Below are 17,597 nucleotides of genomic sequence, written 5' to 3'. Positions count from 1 at the left end.
GCTATCAGCCGCATCAAAAGTAAACTGTAACGGCTGACCTGCTTTCCTTGCTGCTCCCGTCGGGGGCAGCAACGGTGATTTCACACTTCCCCTCAGACTAATTCATGCTATGTTTCCAGTGTGTTATCCCACATAACCGGGGCTACCCACTCGCCCGTTCGAGGGTACCGTTTAACCATCGCCTTACCAGTGAGAGCAGATCATGGATTACACCCACATCATTAAAGAGGTTGGTCGCGGCAAAAATCATGCGCGCGATCTGAACCAGGACACGGCGTATCAGCTGTATGGTCATATACTCAATGATCAGGTACCGGAGCTGGAGTTGGGTGGGCTGTTGATTGCATTTCGCATTAAAGGCGAGTCTGAAGCCGAAATGCGAGGCTTTTATCAGGCGATGCGCGAACAGACGCTACACCTGTCCGTACCGGCCAACAGGCCGATGCCGGTGGTGATCCCCAGCTATAACGGCGCACGTAAACAAGCTAATTTGACGCCATTACTGGCATTGTTGCTGCATCGCCTGGGGCTGCCGGTGATAGTGCACGGTGTGAGCCACGACCCAACCCGTGTGACCAGCGAGGCGATTTTTCGTGAGCTGGGCCTGATGCCGGTGAGTGATGCGCCGTCGGCACAGCAGCGGCTTGATGAGGGCGAGCCGGTGTTTATGCCGGTGTCGCTACTGTGTCCTGCCATCGAGCGTCAGTTGGATTTGCGCTGGCGTATGGGGGTGCGTAATAGCGCGCATACGCTGGCCAAGCTGGCTACGCCGTTTGATGAAGGTGCGGCGTTGCGTCTGGCAAGCGTGTCGCACCCGGAATACGTCGGCCGGGTTGGTACCTTTTTTCAGGACATCAACGGCCGTGCGTTATTGATGCACGGCACGGAAGGCGAGGTGTACGCTAACCCGCAGCGCTGCCCGGAAATGTATTTCATCCGTGAACAGCGCAACGATCTTTTGCAGGTTCGTCAGGATATCGCGGTCGATCGCTCCGCACTGCCTGCTGATAAAGACGCGGTGACGACGGCTCGCTGGACGCAAGCCTGTCTGGCAGGGGATCAACCGATACCGCAAGCGATTCGGCTGCAACTGGCGTGTTGTCTGGTGGGAACCGGCGAAGCCGCGTCGATGGAGCAGGCGGTGTCGACAATACGAAAACGACTGGGTTGAACATAACGATTAACGATAAGGAACAACCACATGCAACAGGCTAAGGCGTATTTTGACGCCCTGAACCGCGATTATCTGGTGGTACATCAAACGAAAGAAGATCTTTTCTGGCAGTGTTACATGGGGACCGGCGACGAGACCGTTGCCACCCGCTTTGCCGAGGCAGAGAGTGCCTGGAAACGCTTTATTGCGCAATCCTCACGGCTGGCCGAATTGCGCCAACACATGGCGACGGTTGAGGCTGAGCCTGCCAGTGAAGCGCGTGACGCGCTGCTGCACGGTTTACGCGGCTGGTACCGCTTTTTTGACTGCAATGTGATTGAAGATCCGAAGGCGCAGGCGCTGATGGATGAGCTGATTGCCGCTGAGCACGCGTTGTTCGCCCGCCGCAAAACTTATCAGCCCATGCATATTGACGAGCAAGGGGAGCTGGTTGCTGCGTCGCTTGGCGAGTTACTGACCAACCAGGCTACCAATGATAACGAGGCGCATCGGCGTAGCTCACAACAGGCGCTGCGTGATTTAGAACAGTGGCTGGTTAACCACGGATTTCCGGAGCTGGTCAGCCTGCGTAACCGCTTTGCGCGTCAGATGGGGTATCGCAACTACTTTGACTACAAGGTCAACAAGACCGAGCGCATGACGCCGGAGCAGTTATTCGCCATTCTTGACCGCTTCGAAGAACAGACTCGTGAGGCCAACCTGCGTAGTCTACGTCAACTGGCGGCGGAGAAAGGCGAGGACGCATTAACACCGTGGAACGTGCGCTATGCCAGTACCGGCGACGTGACCCGGCAGATGGACCCGTACTTTCCGTTTTCAGCGTCGCTGTCCCGCTGGGTCGATAGCTTCAAACGTCTGCATATTGGTTTCAGTGGGGCGCAAATGCAGCTCGATTTGTTGGTACGCAAAGGGAAATATGAAAACGGTTTCATGCACCAGCCAGTGCCGCCGTTTGTCGATCAAGGTCGGTGGTTGCCTGCGCGCATCAACTTCACCAGTCTGGCGCAGCCAGATCAGGTAGGCAGTGGTGCCAACGGTATCAACACGTTGTTCCATGAAGGGGGCCATGCGGCACATTTCGCCAATATCCGCCAGAATGCGCCGTGTTTTGCCCAGGAGTTTCCGCCGACGTCGATGGCCTACGCCGAAACGCAGTCGATGTTTTGCGACAGCCTGCTGCAAGATGCCGACTGGCTCAAGCGCTATGCCTATAACGCACAAGGTGAGGTGATCCCCGATGCGTTGATTCAGGCCGATATCCGCGCCCGCCAGCCGATGCGGGCTTTCAACGAACGCCATATTTTGCTGGTGCCGTATTTCGAATGGCAGTTGTACTGCATGGATGACAAGGCGCGCACGCCCGAGGCGATTTTGCAGCTGGCCCGCGAGACTGAGCAACGTATTCTCGGCATCAGCGGCAGTCCACGCCCGACGATAGCGATTCCACATCTGTTGTCGATGGAGTCGGCCTGTTCCTATCAGGGGTACCTGTTGGCGATGATGGCAGTAGAACAAACGCGGCATTTCTTCCGCCAGCGTGATGGCTATTTGACGGATAACCCGGCGATTGGCCCAGATTTGACGCGCCATTACTGGCAACCCGGCAATAGCCTGAGCCACGATGAAACACTACGCAGCCTGACAGGCGAAGGATTCAATCCAGACTATCTGGCCCATGAATGCAACCTGACGGTTGAGCAGGCGTGGCAGCAGGCACAGGCCACCATTGCCGCTGCTATGTCGCGCCCGCAACCTGCGGCGGATTTTCCCCTCAACGCCCATATCCAGGTGGTGGATGGTGATACGGTGCTGGCAGACAATCAGGACGGCGATGACGTCATGTGTCAGGCATTCGCTCGTGTGATTGAGGAAACCTATCTGCTTCATGCCTGAGTACGCACAGGTGCTGTGGCGAACCACAGCGCCTGTTTTGCCTGCTCCATCACTCTTTTATATCGCTAAACCGGTGCGGCTCTCTCGCGCCAGCAGAAACCCCTGCCTATACTGGTCTGGTGGTTATTTGCAATCAATTTGCAATGAAAGTGCCTGTTATTAAAAAAGTTTCACTGAACTGTCATCAGCAGCGCTTAGGCTGATGCTGTTTCTTGTCTTTGACGATAATTCGTGACAATAAAAAGGACATATCATGCGCTATTCTTACGTGTTTATGGCGGTGGTTTGCTCACTGGCGACAGCCCAGACACAAGCCGCTTCCCGTAGTGACACCCAGTTGTCGCAGATAAGCCTGCTGCAAACGACCACCGAGGCCAGCAATAGTGCGCCGGTGATTGAAATGCAGCAACGGGTGCAGCAGTACCTGCAAAAAGCCTTACAGGGAACCGCGCCAAAGCTGACTCGCGCCGTGCTGGATAAAGCGCCGGATCAGGGGGAACCGCAGGGCGATATGAAATGGCTGAAAGCCACCGGTTACGCGTTCAACCCGAAAGACCAGCAGCAGGCCAGCGTGAAATTGCTGGAGGGGTTCAGAACCCTGCCTGCCGAGGTGTTAGCGAAAAACCTGGCGACCGTTGAGCGCATTAATCTGGAAGCGACGTTGCCATTGCGACAGAAAGCGCTGATTGACGCTGAAAATACCCGCTATCTGTATGCGCTGGCAGAGGCGCTGGGGCCGAAATTGGGCAAGGCGTTTCTTGCTGTCTACCAGAAAGGTGAAATCGGCAAAGCCGCCGCGCTGATTAAAGCCACTAACGTCAGTACGTCTGCGGCGAAAAACGCGTTTAACTACCCGCGTCCGTTCAAACACGAGGGTAACAGCATCCATCTGGTGCCGGATACCGCTGTCGTAGCGGACAATGCCCTTTACACCGCGTCGGGTGGTTCATTCCCGAGCGGGCATACCAATGGCGGCTATAACGATGCACTGCTATTGGCGCAGATGCTGCCAGAACGTTTTGTGCCGCTTCTCGATCGTGCCGCCACCTACGGATATTCCCGTCTGGTGTTGGGGGTACATTATCCGCTGGATGTCATCGGTGGGCGCATGACCGCTGAGCGTAGCGTGGCGCATTTTCTCAATGACCCGAAATACCGCGTGTTGTTCAATGAGGCGAAAGCCCAGTTGCGGACTGCGCTGGAAAAAGCCTGTGGCACGACAGTGGCGGAATGTGCCAAACCGCAGGGTAAAAACGACCCTTACACCGACCCGGCAATGAAGTCATTCTACCGTTACACCATGACGTACAACCTGCCGATGGCGAAGGTGAAAACCCAGGTGGTCAAGGTGCCGGAAGGCGCTGAGGTGTTGCTGGAAGGGCCATTGCCTCAGTTGAGCGCCGCCCAACGTCGTGCCTTGATGGTAAAAACCGCCATTGCTGACGGTTATCCGTTGTCCGCCGGTGGGCAGGACGCCAATTTCTGGCAGCGCCTGAACCTGCATGACGCGGTGGAATCCGCGAAAAAATAAAGGTGATTCCCTCTTCACAGGGGGAAATCATGGTGAGCGATGAAGAGAGGCGAGATTCACGCCTCTCTTTTTTTGTGGCTATACCCAACTGCAACCGGGGCGACTAACGCTCAATGCTCACGTTATCGAAACTGACTTTCCCGCTATTGTGGCGTGACGAGAGTGCCAGCCCGACGTACAGCGTATCGTTCATGTTTTGATTGATGACTTTATTGAGCGTAGTCCAGCTCTGCCCATCGCTGGATACCTCAGAGATAAAGGCGTTACCATCACGGGTCAATCGTAACCAGGTCGGCTGACTGCCATTTTCGGATTTGGCAAACCGTCCCCGGCTACCCGTGGCACTGGCCTCTTTACTGCGCCATTGCGACATCGCGCCAGATGAGGCGATATAGCCAGTCAGCATGTAAGCACTGCTGTCGGATAGGGTATTTCGCATCATCACACCGGCTTTGGCGTAAGGATCGCTATAGCGCAGGTCTATCAATCGTGCGGTGATGCTGCCGTCGCCTTTCAGTTTTTGATACACAAAATGGAGTCTGTCAGACTCTGCCCACATATCGCCGTTATGCGCTTGTAGCGCAATTACGTCATGATCTTCGCTGGCGGAGCCGGGCGTGTCGGCTTTCCCGATATCCTGCTGCGTCCAGTTGCTGCTGAGTGCGGCGGCGGGCGGTGTGGTGACCGTGACCACGTTGGAGTAGGCAGAATCTCCGGCTTGATTGTAGGCTTTGACCCGAAAGGCGTAAGTCGTGTTGGGCTCCAGCGTCCCGACCTCGATGGAGGTGGCGTTCGGCCCCAGCGATTTGGCACTGGTATAGACTGCACCAGCATCATAGTGATGGGGCGTAGTGTCGTAGGATCCTTCGCCGAAAGTACCCGCATACGAATATTCAACGACGAAGCCACGCTCGTTGTCCGAGCCATCATTCCAGTCCAGTTGCACCACCGAGCTGGAGATAACGCCTGCCGTCAGGCTATCGGGCGAGGAGGGGGGCTTATCTGCGCCGGTATAGGGATCCAACGAGATACCGTCGCGTAGCGTGGTGGCGTTAATGCGATAGCGCGTTGCCGCCAGCCGGTTATTTACGTCGGACAGCGTCAGTGGCGTGATGCTGATGTCATAATCCACCGGGCCTTCGCGCTGAGTGAGTGTCGCGGTGCCGTCCAGATAGAAAATCTCGTTGAGCCACAGACTGGGCATGATTTCACCGTTACCAGCCGGTGCGCCAACGGAGAAAGGCACCAGCGGATTGCCAGTGCTGGTTTGGATACCGGCGTTCCACACCGCAGAGCGACCGGGTGCGCCGTCAAGGGGGTAATCCGGCGCGTAACGGCCGGTTAACGCCACCTTTTTGATGAAACCCTGTGAGGTGGTCACCAGTGGCGCATTGTCTGCCAGTAAGGTGCCGCCATGATTGAAGTAGTTGAGTTCCCAGTGCATCAGAAAATACCCCTGGCCGGTCAGCGTCAGGTGTTCTCCGGCATGTAATAACAGGTACTTTCCTTCTTTTGAGCCTTTAACCGGTTCAACGTACTTATTGGCTTCGCCGTCGTTGTCGCCGATCAGCGTGACGCCGCTGGTCGCTGGTCGCTGGTACAGGCCGTTGATCTTCGGATAGGACAGATCCTGATCGCCTTTATCGAATGCGGAATTATTGAGCGTGGAAGTACTGAGCGCGGAAGTACTGGATGAGGCGACGGTGCCAGCACTGCGTTGCGTATCGACCGTGGGCGGCGTGTCGTCTGCGAGCCCATATGCGCTGAAAAACAATCCGCCCAGCAGGGCGCTGAATCGGCGTCGGGAAAGGCGAGAACGGGGAGTTTTCATGCGTACATCCTGGTGAACTGATAACGTATTGATTTAAAAGTGATATGAATAATGCGTGACAAACGTTTCGTGCAGCGTATCGGAATCAGTAAAAAATGCCAAACCCGGTAGCATCAATCTCGGAATAGTCGGACATCGTGTGGTGATAATAGCAGCAACGGTGAAGGGCAGTCAGAAGGCGCCAGAAGCCAGTACTGACGGCAGCCTGGTCAAGGCTGCCGTCACTGCGCTATCAGGATACGTGTTGCAGGAACTCACGCAGACGATCGCTGGGCGGATTGGAAATCAACTCATCCGGGTGACCATCTTCGGCGATGCGGCCTTTATCGATGAAGATCAGGCGGGAGGCGACTTTCTGGGCGAATCCCACTTCATGGGTCACGATCACCATGGTCATGCCTTCTTCAGCCAGATCCTTCATTACGTTCAGGACTTCGTGACGCAGCTCTGGGTCCAGCGCCGAGGTGGGCTCATCAAACAGCATCAGTTTCGGTTTAACCGCCAATGCACGGGCGATTGCCACACGTTGCTGCTGGCCGCCGGAGAGCTCGGAAGGGTAGTGGTGCGCACGCTCTGCCAGACCCACTTTACCCAATAGCTCGCGTGCCAGTTTTTCCGCGTCGGCTTTGCTGGCGCCACGTACCCGAATCGGACCGAAGGCCACGTTTTCCAGCGCGGTCAGATGTGGAAACAGATAGAACTGCTGGAACACCATCCCCGCTTCCTGACGAATCAGTCGTTCGTCCACTTTTGGGCTGTTGACGGTCAGACCGTCCACCACCAGTTCACCGCTGGTAATCTCTTCGAGCTTGTTTATACAGCGCAGCAGGGTGGATTTACCAGACCCGGACGGCCCGATAATCACGACGACTTCGCCCTGTTTAATTTGCAGGTTGATATCGTGCAGCACCTGCGTCTGGCCGTAGTGTTTCGATACGTTTTTAAATTCAATCATATAATTTTCAGTCTTGTTTCCAGCCAGCGTAAAACGGCACTCAACACCAGCGTTATCACCAGATAGATGATGGCGACTGCGCTCCAGATTTCCAGTGCGCGGAAGTTACCGGCAATGATTTCCTGCCCCTGGCGGGTCAGCTCTGCAACGCCGATGACAATAAATAACGAGGTGTCTTTAATACTGATGATCCATTGGTTGCCCAGTGGCGGCAGCATGCGACGCAGCGCTAGCGGCGCGATGACATGACGCAGTGTGTCACGACGGGACAACCCCAGCGCCAGACCCGCTTCAGTAAAGCCTTTGTGGATAGACAACACCGAGCCACGGGTGATTTCCGCGATATAAGCGCCCGAGTTGATCATAATGGTGACCACGGCCGCGCTAAACGGGTCGATGCGTATTGAGGTCAGCAGCATCGGCAGCGCGAAATAGATAAACATCACCTGTACGACAATCGGCGTACCGCGGATGATTTCGATAAATACCAGCGCGATACGGTTGGACAGCCAGCCGCCGTAAACACGGGCAAACCCTGCCAGTACGCCAATTACCAGCCCCCCCAGCAGACCCAGCACCGAAATCAGCAGGGTCATTTTCGCCCCTTCCAGCAGAAGCGGGATGGACGGCCAGATGGCACTCCAGTCAAACTGCATGAACATTCTCCAGCAATAATCATTCTGTAATAGCAAGGTGCCGAACGGTCTGGCCGACGGCACCCTAAATGCTATTAAGCGGATACGTTACTCAACCTGGTACGTCGTTAACCAGGCAACACACATGCTCAGCACGCGTGTTGTGTTTCCGCTGGTTATTTCGGGTCAGTACCGAACCATTTCTTGTAGATAGTGGCGTAGGTGCCGTTGTCACGCAGGGTTTTCAGCGCCGCGTTCACCTTGTTGCGCAGGTCGTCGCTGCCTTTCGGGAACGCGATACCATACTGCTGTGCTTTGATGGAATCGCCTACCGCTTTAAACTTGCCGTTGCCTGCGGTTTTGATGAAGTAAAGGATATTTGGCGTGTCGTGCAGCACGGCATCGGCGCGGTTAGTACCGAGTTCCAGATAGGCGTTGTCGATGTTCGGGAACTGACGCAGCTCTTTGGTTTTGATGTTGGCTTTCGCGTAGTCGACAGAACCGGTGCCGCTCTTCACTGCCACGACTTTACCGGCCAGATCCTGCTCGCCTTTGATGTCCTGATTGTCGGCACGTACCATCACCAGCAGGCCGCTGTTGTAGTAACCGTCCGAGAAATCGATTGCGTGCTTACGCTCTTCAGTAATAGTGATGCCAGCCAACGCCAGATCCACATTGCGGGTTTGCAGTGCCGGGATGATCCCACTGAAATCCATCGGTTTCAGGGTATAGGTCAGGTTCAGCTGTTTAGCGATGGCATCCCACAGGTCGATATCAAAACCGACATATTTGTCGCCTTGCTTGAATTCAAACGGTACGAATGCTGTATCAGTTGCTACGATGAGCGGCTTCTCTGCGGCCTGACCGGACAGGCTGAAGGCCAGCGCTAATGCGGCCAGTGAAGATTTAAATAACGATTTCATCAAAACGTCCTTCCTCTCGTTGGTTATATATTCCACTGTCTCACCGCACCTCACAGGTGTGTTGCACCCACTCCGGCATGTCGGTATGACGCTGATGGCACGGCATCGGCTAGGGTCGCCCGCCGTGCTGCCGTTGACGGTGCGGCGGAGAAAACAGGGGGAGTCGTTGCCAAAACAGGACGGGTAGACCCGCTAATAATTATGGTGCTTCCATCAGAAACGCCTATGGAACGCGCTGCTATGAATAACTGAATTGTGCAGGGGACACAACCGTTGATTACGTTCAAAAGGCAATATTGCTAACAAGCGCTAATTTTTTGTACATTTTTTGGCTGCTACACATGCGTTCTGAGTAGCGATGCAAAAAAAATGCATATTATTTCACAGCGTCCGAGGGTGTCAGAATCGTGGAAAATGGCATAGAGAGAACAACTGTGAAGGGGAAGTGCTGATAATAGTCGGGGAAACCCGGCGGCAGAGCCCGCCGGTAGTGATTGATGAATTATTCGATGTTAGCTTCGATGAACCACAGGTACTGATCCAGATCGCGGGAGGCGGCGGTGAGCATGTCGGCGGTATCTTCGTCCTGCGCCTGGCTGATGGCTTTACGCACCGTATTGGCAACAATGGCATAGCGATCCGCCAATGCTTTCAGATGGTCTTGCACACTGTGGAGCGTCAGTGGGTAGCTGGCTAACGCCGTATTCTGATGGATGACCTGCACTGTGCCGGTTGCCACGCCGCCCAATTGCACCACGCGTTCGGCGAAGGTATCCAGATGGGTCACCAGCGATGTGCGGAAGGTATCCAGCATTTCATGTACGGCGATGAAATTTGCTCCACGCATATTCCAGTGCGCCTGTTTGGTAATAAGCGACAGATCGGTAAAGTCCACGACCAGCTGGTTGAGCAGGGCGATGGTCGAGGCTTTAACGTTATCGTCCAGATCGTTACGGGTGAAAATAAGGTCAGCAGATGCTGCTTTTACCAGTTTGGCTGTACGCATAGTGTTATCCTCTTTATTTCTTCTGTTGCTGATAATGAGTCTGGCTTTCAACGAAAAGAATTATAACAGTCGATATCTGCCGGGGATGCTCAGTTCGGTCTATTACAGGAATAGCTTCAGGCAGTGAAGAATAACGTACCGTTGGCATGTTATTTATCGCTCACATCACCCGCTAAAAAAGCGAAAGGATATCGGTGAAGGAGGGAGAATGATTTACGTTGCCAGCCTGATAACGAAAACAAGAAGGTTAACTTCACGTTTAGTGCTATTGGAATAATCCACTGATTTTCTGAATGCGGTGGTTAATAACGCATCAGCGAAGAATGACACTTTCAAGAATGACACTTTCGATTGAAGACAGTAGAAGACAGTAATTGAAGGCAGTAAAGGCAATCAACGCACTATTTCCCAGCCGGATGACCGGTGGGAAATATTTTTTAGCCAGGGTGACACCGCAATGGTGGGTCAGTATTGCAGGGCAATACTGACTGCCGGTGTTTTAGGATGTGGCAGAGGCGCTACGCGTTTTCACGCTGAGCGTGGTGCCCAGGGACGCAATAATAATAAACGCCAGCGCCAGCCACTGAGTGAGGGTCAGGTGCTCATTCAAAAACAGTATGCCGGATAAGGCTGCCACCGCGGGCTCCAGACTCATCAATGTGCTGAAGGTGCGTGTCGGCAGCCGGGTCAGCGCCAGCATTTCTAATGTGTAGGGTAGGGCGGTAGAGAGTACCGCCACGGCAACTCCGATGGGTAAGATGCTCATCGACAATAGGCTGCTGATATCGGAGAACAGCAATCCTATCGGGCAATACACCAGCGCGGCGATAAGCGAGCCCATCGCGACAGTACCGGCACCGTGGCTGGCACCCGCTTTTTGGCCAAACAGGATGTAGCCTGCCCAGCAGGCACCTGCGCCCACGGCGAAAGCCGCACCGGTGAGATCGACATTATTGACGTGCTGACCGAGTGGCAACAGCAGCCACAGCCCGGCGGCAGCCAGCGCTATCCACACGAAATCCAACACTCGGCGCGAGGCCAGTATCGCCACCGCCAGCGGCCCGGTGAATTCCAGCGCTACCGCAATACCCAATGGCACGGTGCGCACCGCCAGATAAAACAGATAGTTCATGCCGCCCAGCGTGATGCCATAAATCAACAATGGCAACCGGTTGGAACCCGCGCGTAGCCGCCAGGGTTTGAACGCTATCAGTAAAATCAGCGAGCCTATCGCCAGACGCAGCACCGTCATGCCGGATGCGCCAATCAGCGGAAAGACAGTTTTGGCCAGCGCGGCCCCCGTCTGGATGGACAACATGGCGATGATTAGCAGTAATACGGGTAACAGAACGGAGTTTTTTAATGCGGAAATCAAGGTCATTGCAGGGCCTTAACATTCAGTGGGGCAATCGGGGAAAAGCAGGCAATAAATGAACAAATTATTCTCGCTTAGTTTACTCTTGTTGACCTTAATTTACTCTCACTTTGAAAATCTTTTTTTTGATATAAAATCAGCCTGAAAATTAATCAAAAAATTAAGAAAACTCTGTATCAAAGAACGGCCTGTTATTATTTTTTTCATGTAAAAATGAACTTTGTTTTTTGTTTTAAAACAGTCAATTACCTTGATATTGAAAAATTTTGTTACATGTTTACCCTAATTGAAAAATAATAACCAGGCAGCATGCGCCCTAATTTTTTGTTATATTTACCTCGCTTAAATCTTCTTTGGTAAGATAAATTCGAGGCATATTATGAAAAAAATCGCGTGTCTTTCCGCTTTAGCTTGTGTTCTGGCTGTAAGCGCTGGTTCTGCTGTCGCTGGTGAAAGTACTGTTACTCTGGGTTATGCTCAGGGTGACGCTCAGAGCGTGCAGAACAAACTGCCGGGCTTCAACCTGAAGTACCGTTACGAGTTTGATAATAGCCAGCTGGGCGTGGTAGGTTCTTTCACCTATCTGCAAGACAGCCAGACTATTGGTACCACTTACAACAAGAACCAGTACTATGGCTTCAGCGCAGGTCCGTCTTTCCGCTTCAATGACTGGGCAAGCATCTACGGTCTGGTGGGTGTGAGCGCAGGCAAGTTCACCTTCAACGAAACTGACGGTTCTTCCAACAACCGCACCAGCGATGCTGGCTTTGTGTATGGTGCTGGTCTGCAGTTCAACCCGGTTCAGAACGTTGCCTTTGATGTTGGCTACGAACAGAGCCGCATCCGCAGCGTTGACGTGGGCAGCTGGAACGTTGGCGTAGGCTACCGTTTCTAATTGCACCCAGTGCGTCAGGCACAGCTTTTACGCAGTGCGCTTAAAAATCCGCCCATCCGGGCGGATTTTTTATTGCTGTGGCAAACCGGCCAGTAATTTTTTGAGCAACACATTCAACTGGCGTTGTTCTTCTTCATCCAGCGATGCCAGTAGTTGCCGTTCGTTATCAATATGCTGCGTCAGCACTGCTTCGACCTGTTCCCGTCCTTTTTCTGTCAATCTCACCAGGGTGCCGCGTCGGTCTTGCGGGTTACTTTGACGCACGACCCATTGTGCCTGCTCCAGCCGGTCGATACGGTTGGTCATACCGCCTGATGACATCATCAGTGCTTCGTATAGTTGAGTGGGCGTCAGTGCGTAAGGTGCACCGCTACGCCGCAAGGTTGCCAGTACATCAAATTCACCTGGGCGCAGGCCGAACTGCGCAAACAGCGGGTTTAGATGATCCCGTTCCAGCCGCAATGAGGCTTCAAACAACCGCCCTACCAGTTGCATCGGAAACGGGTCAATATCCGGTCTTTCCCGTTGCCATTGCTCATATGCATTATCTGCTCGATCAGTCATACGTATAATTTATCTTGACGTTAAGATTCTTTTTGTGAAGATATTCTATGGGTAAAATGTATCATTGTTCAAGTATCAGTAGCCACAGGGAGCGCTATGTCACACGCAATTCGTGCCAAATCACTATTTTTTGTCGTTATTACCGTCATGTTACTGGGACTTAACCTCCGGCCGGTGCTGGCCGGTATTGGGCCGTTGCTGTCACGGATTCAGGCAGATACCGGCATGGGGGATGCGCAGGCAGGCCTGCTGACAACGCTGCCTGTATTTGCGATGGGGATCTGTGCCTTGTATGGTGGATGGTTGCAGGCCCGGGTGGGTGAATACCGGGGGATCGGTGTCGGTATTGTCGGCATTGCGGTTGCCAGCCTGCTGCGTTGTTGGTTAACCGGCACCACCGGGTTACTGCTGACCGCGGCGTTAGCGGGTATTGGTATTGCGTTGATTCAGACGTTGATGCCGTCGTTTTTGCGTCGTAGCTTCAGTCAACAAAGCAGCCGCCTGATGGGGTTGTACACCACGGCGATTATGGCGGGTGCCGCGCTGGCCGCAGCCAGTGTCTCTCCGCTGGCGGATGTGATGGATTGGGACGGTGCGCTGGCAATATGGGGTGGTCTGGCGACGCTGGCTGCCGTGGCCTGGATGATCACCGTATCGATCAATCCAATGCCGAATAATGCACCGCACACAAGGGCGGTAGCCGCTTTGCCGCGCAGCCGGGCATGGGCGCTGATGATATTTTTTGGTATCGGCACCGCAGCCTATACCCTGGTGCTGGCCTGGTTGCCGCCTTACTACACACAGCTTGGCTGGAGCTCGGCCCATAGTGGCCTGCTACTGGGCGGGCTGACGCTAACAGAAGTGGTGGCCGGGTTGCTGGTGTCGTGGCTTATCAACCATGTTCCTGACCGGCGCTATCTGTTGCTGCCGGTGTTGCTGCTGCTGCTGCTGGGCATGGCTGGCCTGATACTGGCACCGCTGACGTTGGTACTGCCGATTATGGTGGCACTGGGGTTGGGGATTGGCGCGTTATTTCCACTGTCGCTGATTATCGCGCTGGATCAGGTAGACGACCCGCGTCAGGCCGGTGCACTGATGGGGTTTGTGCAAGGCGGCGGTTATCTGATAGCCAGCCTGATGCCGCTGCTGGCAGGATTTATCCGGCAACATACCAGCGGGCTGAATCAAGCCTGGTTTATCATGGCGGCGGGTGTTGTCGTCTTGATCCTGATGGCACTGCGTTTTGGTCCACGTGATCCGGTTCCGGCATCAGCCTAACGGCGTGAAAACGCCAACTGCGGTGTCAGGAAAAGGTTACGGAAATATTCCCGCACCGCCTGCATGGCCGGGCTAAACTCGGCGTCACGATACCAGGCCAACCCAACGCTCATGGGGTGAACCTTATCTTTTAGTGAACGGGTCTCGATACGCCGCCCCTCAAGCGACCAGGGGCGGTACACCAGATCAGACAGTATCGCCACACCTAACCCATTCGCCACCATGCTGCGCACCGCTTCCACCGAGCTGGTGCGTAGCATCACCTTCGGGCGATGTCCACTTGACTCCCAGTAACGCATCGCACTGTGGTCCGCCTCATCGACGGTCAGCATGATAAAAGGCTCGTCAGCGACATCCGCCAGGCTCACTTCCGCTTTATCACACAAAGGATGCCGACTGGGTAGCCATAGACGTCGCTCGGAATTAAACAGAGTTTCTGAGGTGATTTCCGGATGCGTGAGGTTAGCCGTCAGCACTAACGATAGGTCCAACGAGCGGTCCAGTAACCCCAGTTCGATATCCTGCCGCTCACGTTCATTGAGATGCAGGGTGACATGAGGGAAACCGTCAGACAGCCGTTGCAGGTGAAAAGGCAGGAAGTAGCCCATGACCGTATAGCTGGCGGCGATATTCAGTGAACCGCTGATTCGGTTATCGGTTAACGGGATGTTCATGGCGTCGTTAACACTGCGCAGCACCGCATAAGCGTGATTAAGGAAGTAACTGCCGTTTTCCGTCAGCGTCATACCGTGTACCGAGCGCAGGAACAGCGGCTTTCCCAACAGGTGTTCCAACTCCTGAATAGCGGTCGTGACCGCCGACTGCGAAATATTGAGATGAATCGCCGCCTGTGAGATTTGGCCCATCTCGGCGGTGGCGATGAAGTAGCGGATCTGACGCAATGTGACCATAACCGTTTCCTTATCGATGAGCGTTCTGTTTTTCAGATAGTGAGTGTTCTGAAAATACGTCTTTCCGAATGGAAAATTGTAGTTCTATATTATTTTTAAACAAAACCATCACAAATAAGAAATAACTATGAAATATGAAATCGATCTGAATTCCGATATGGGCGAAAACTTCGGTCCCTGGAAAATAGGCGATAACGTTGATCAGGAGATTATGCCTTATATCAGTTCGGCCAATATTGCCGCCGGATTTCACGCAGGCGATCCTTCAACGATATACCAGACCATTGAATGGGCTAAAGCGTGTGGTGTTGCAGTGGGTGCCCATCCCGGATTTCGCGATCTGGTCGGTTTTGGTCGTCGGCATATTCATAGCCAGCCGCAGGAAGTGGTCAATGACATTCTGTATCAGCTTGGGGCGGTGCGAGAATTTACCCGACTGCACCAATTACCGTTACAGCATGTGAAACCACACGGCGCGTTGTATATGCATCTGGCCCGTGATCAGGTTGCCGCGCAACAGTTTGTGGAAGCACTGCACCGGCTGGACCCGGAATTACGGTTATTTTGCCTGCACGGTTCCTTGGTGTGGCAGGAAGCAAAAAAGCTACAACATCCTGTTATTTGTGAGTTTTATGGTGACAGGGAATACGACATCAGTGGTTCTATCGTGTTTACTCGCCGGGTCGGTACGCTGGACCCAACGGCGGTGGCGGCGAAGGTCGTGCGCGCTTGTGTTGAGGGCAAAGTCACGACGGTTGACGGCGAGGATATCGCTGTCGAGTTTGATTCTATCTGTATTCATAGTGATACCCCCGGTGCGCTGTCATTAATTAAAGCCACGCGAGAAGCATTGAATGACGCCAATATTCATGTGCGCTCGCCATTGAAAAATAGTTTCAATCATCGGTAATCAGTCAATAAATATAAGGGTTAAAGATAATGAAAACATATGAAGTGTGTTCCCCTTTGCCGGGTATTTTCTATCGGCAGCCTGCCCCGGACACCCCGGTGTTTATTGAAGAGAATACCCCAGTGACGGCGAATAGCGTTATTGGTCTGGTCGAAGTGATGAAACAGTTCAGTGAGATTTATGCGGAGCAGGCCGGGGTATTAGTTTCGTTTTGTGTGAATAACGGTGATGCGCTGGAACCGGGGCAGGTTATAGCCATCATAAAAATCGATGAATAACGGTAAATCTACCCTATAACCTCATTATTACGTCATCAGGAGGACCACAACGATGCGTCAGCCGATCAAAAAATTGCTTATCGCTAACCGTGGGGAGATTGCCGTACGCATTATTCATGCTGCACGCAGTCTGGGGATCACCTCGGTCGCTGCCTGCAGCGAAGCCGACATCGATTCATTGCCCGCGCGTCTGGCGGATGAAACCGTATTGTTGGGGCCGGCGCGCGCTGATCAAAGTTACCTGAATCAGGCCGCGTTGCTCAAAGCCGCCCACGAGTGCGCCGCCGATGCGGTCCACCCGGGATACGGTTTTCTGTCGGAGAATGCGGCATTTGCTGACGCGGTGGAACAGGCTGGGCTGGTGTTTGTCGGCCCTACGGCGGACACCATTCGCCTGATGGGGGACAAGGCAGCGGCACGGCGCACGGCACAGGCTGCCGGGGTGCCGGTCGTTCCCGGTTCCGGGGTGCTGTCATCATTGGAAGCGGCGTTGCAGGCGGCGACGGAGATTGGTTATCCATTGTTGATTAAGGCCGCCGCCGGTGGCGGTGGGCGCGGTATACGGGTGGTGAATAACGAGGATGACCTGAAACGGGAATTACCGATCGCCCAAAGTGAAGCGAAAGCGGCATTTGGGTGTGGCGATGTCTATCTGGAGCTGTTTATCCGTCATGCCCGTCACATTGAAGTGCAAATTCTGGGGGATGGCGAACGGGCGGTACATTTGTATGAGCGTGAATGCTCGCTGCAACGCCGACGTCAGAAAGTCTTTGAGGAAGCCCCCTCATCGGCGTTATCACCAGAACAGCGTGACGCGCTGTGCCGTAGTGCATTGCAGCTGGCACAGCAGTTGTGCTATCGCAGCGCCGGTACGCTGGAATACCTGTTCGATACCGAGCGAGAGCAGTTCTATTTTATCGAAATGAATACCCGCATTCAGGTTGAACACCCGGTTACCGAGCGGGTAACCGGCGTTGATTTAGTACAGTGGATGTTGCGTATCGCCAGCGGTGAACCCCTTGCGCTGCGTCAGGAAGATATCGCCTTACGCGGGCATGCCTGCGAAATGCGAATTAACGCGGAAGACCCGGCGCGCAATTTCTTTCCTTGCCCCGGCGTAGTGACCTCGCTGACCTGGCCGCAGGGCCCCGGTATTCGCATCGACAGCCATGTGTTCAGTGGTTACCGGATTCCACCGTATTACGACTCGCTGCTGGCGAAAGTGGTGGTGTCAGGGGCGGATCGCTCACAAGCGCTGGCTCGTGCCGAACAGGCGCTGCATCAGTTACGGATCGATGGGATCACGACCACGCAATCGTTACACCAGTGGTTGCTGGCTGACCCCCGAGTGCGGGCCGGGCGCTTTGATACCACCTCGCTGGAAAACTGGCTACAGGCGCGGGAAGCCGACGCGCTACCGCTGACGAGGGAGGCCTGA

The 17,597-nt window shown here is 54.1% G+C and carries 16 protein-coding genes; 8 read left to right on the top strand and 8 right to left on the bottom strand.

The genetic code is table 11. The annotated features are described in order from the left end of the window. The first annotated feature begins 202 nt into the window (after positions 1-202). The 3 genes from ybiB (at position 203) to FGI04_RS10185 (ending at position 4,598) form a co-directional block, all read left to right on the top strand. Complete coding sequence (gene ybiB / locus FGI04_RS10195; protein ID WP_342700549.1) at positions 203-1,171, top strand: DNA-binding protein YbiB; 969 nt, start codon at positions 203-205, stop codon at positions 1,169-1,171. Positions 1,172-1,201: 30 nt separating this feature from the next. After that, complete coding sequence (locus tag FGI04_RS10190) at positions 1,202-3,067, top strand: M3 family metallopeptidase (RefSeq protein ID WP_407336675.1); 1,866 nt, start codon at positions 1,202-1,204, stop codon at positions 3,065-3,067. A 253-nt stretch (positions 3,068-3,320) separates the two neighbouring features. Next, positions 3,321-4,598: an acid phosphatase gene (locus tag FGI04_RS10185; RefSeq protein WP_342700551.1), complete on the top strand. Its 1,278-nt coding sequence runs from the start codon at positions 3,321-3,323 to the stop codon at positions 4,596-4,598. 103 nt (positions 4,599-4,701) lie between these two features. On the opposite strand, the gene FGI04_RS10180 is transcribed toward FGI04_RS10185, so the two are convergent. The 6 genes from FGI04_RS10180 to rhtA all read right to left on the bottom strand — a co-directional run bounded on the left by FGI04_RS10180 (position 4,702) and on the right by rhtA (position 11,329). After that, positions 4,702-6,429, bottom strand: coding sequence for a fibronectin type III domain-containing protein (locus tag FGI04_RS10180; RefSeq protein WP_407336674.1), 1,728 nt, complete (start codon positions 6,427-6,429; stop codon positions 4,702-4,704). A gap of 232 nt (positions 6,430-6,661) precedes the next feature. Next, entirely contained in the window at positions 6,662-7,384 is a 723-nt protein-coding gene (glnQ, locus tag FGI04_RS10175; RefSeq protein ID WP_012885098.1) for a glutamine ABC transporter ATP-binding protein GlnQ, read from the bottom strand. Further along, on the bottom strand, positions 7,381-8,040 hold the full coding sequence (glnP, locus tag FGI04_RS10170) for a glutamine ABC transporter permease GlnP (RefSeq protein ID WP_342700553.1): 660 nt from the start codon (positions 8,038-8,040) through the stop codon (positions 7,381-7,383). The genes glnQ and glnP overlap by 4 nt, the downstream gene beginning before the upstream one ends. Before the next feature lie 155 nt (positions 8,041-8,195). Then, entirely contained in the window at positions 8,196-8,942 is a 747-nt protein-coding gene (gene glnH / locus FGI04_RS10165; RefSeq protein ID WP_342700554.1) for a glutamine ABC transporter substrate-binding protein GlnH, read from the bottom strand. A 502-nt stretch (positions 8,943-9,444) separates the two neighbouring features. Next, positions 9,445-9,948 (bottom strand): DNA starvation/stationary phase protection protein Dps, encoded by a 504-nt coding sequence (dps, locus tag FGI04_RS10160; RefSeq protein WP_038908293.1) that lies wholly within the window; start codon positions 9,946-9,948, stop codon positions 9,445-9,447. 499 nt (positions 9,949-10,447) lie between these two features. After that, the gene (gene rhtA, locus FGI04_RS10155; RefSeq protein ID WP_342700555.1) at positions 10,448-11,329 is read right to left on the bottom strand and encodes a threonine/homoserine exporter RhtA; all 882 of its coding nucleotides are present in this window, start codon (positions 11,327-11,329) and stop codon (positions 10,448-10,450) included. A gap of 373 nt (positions 11,330-11,702) precedes the next feature. Between rhtA and ompX the strand changes: the two genes are divergently transcribed. Next, positions 11,703-12,218 (top strand): outer membrane protein OmpX, encoded by a 516-nt coding sequence (ompX, locus tag FGI04_RS10150; RefSeq protein WP_248587770.1) that lies wholly within the window; start codon positions 11,703-11,705, stop codon positions 12,216-12,218. A gap of 69 nt (positions 12,219-12,287) precedes the next feature. Here the strand turns inward: ompX and FGI04_RS10145 are convergent, their stop codons facing one another. Continuing rightward, on the bottom strand, positions 12,288-12,782 hold the full coding sequence (locus tag FGI04_RS10145) for a MarR family winged helix-turn-helix transcriptional regulator (protein ID WP_342700556.1): 495 nt from the start codon (positions 12,780-12,782) through the stop codon (positions 12,288-12,290). 96 nt (positions 12,783-12,878) lie between these two features. Here FGI04_RS10145 and FGI04_RS10140 point away from each other — a divergent pair, with 96 nt between their 5' ends. Further along, complete coding sequence (locus FGI04_RS10140) at positions 12,879-14,060, top strand: MFS transporter (RefSeq protein ID WP_342700557.1); 1,182 nt, start codon at positions 12,879-12,881, stop codon at positions 14,058-14,060. Here the strand turns inward: FGI04_RS10140 and FGI04_RS10135 are convergent. Next, positions 14,057-14,971: a LysR family transcriptional regulator gene (locus tag FGI04_RS10135; RefSeq protein WP_342700558.1), complete on the bottom strand. Its 915-nt coding sequence runs from the start codon at positions 14,969-14,971 to the stop codon at positions 14,057-14,059. The two genes, FGI04_RS10140 and FGI04_RS10135, sit on opposite strands and share 4 nt — an antisense overlap. A 127-nt stretch (positions 14,972-15,098) precedes the next feature. Between FGI04_RS10135 and FGI04_RS10130 the strand changes: the two genes are divergently transcribed. Genes FGI04_RS10130 through FGI04_RS10120 form a run of 3 tightly spaced genes read left to right on the top strand, consistent with a single transcriptional unit; the run spans position 15,099 to position 17,597 of the window. Further along, on the top strand, positions 15,099-15,881 hold the full coding sequence (locus tag FGI04_RS10130; protein ID WP_342700559.1) for a 5-oxoprolinase subunit PxpA: 783 nt from the start codon (positions 15,099-15,101) through the stop codon (positions 15,879-15,881). Positions 15,882-15,910: 29 nt separating this feature from the next. Next, positions 15,911-16,159 (top strand): acetyl-CoA carboxylase, encoded by a 249-nt coding sequence (locus FGI04_RS10125; protein WP_019845612.1) that lies wholly within the window; start codon positions 15,911-15,913, stop codon positions 16,157-16,159. Positions 16,160-16,211: 52 nt separating this feature from the next. Beyond that, on the top strand, positions 16,212-17,597 hold the full coding sequence (locus FGI04_RS10120) for an acetyl-CoA carboxylase biotin carboxylase subunit (protein ID WP_342700560.1): 1,386 nt from the start codon (positions 16,212-16,214) through the stop codon (positions 17,595-17,597).

The sequence above is a fragment of the Dickeya ananatis genome, from assembly GCF_019464615.1.
Lineage (GTDB): Bacteria > Pseudomonadota > Gammaproteobacteria > Enterobacterales > Enterobacteriaceae > Dickeya > Dickeya oryzae.
This window is presented reverse-complemented; position numbering and strand designations above follow the sequence as displayed.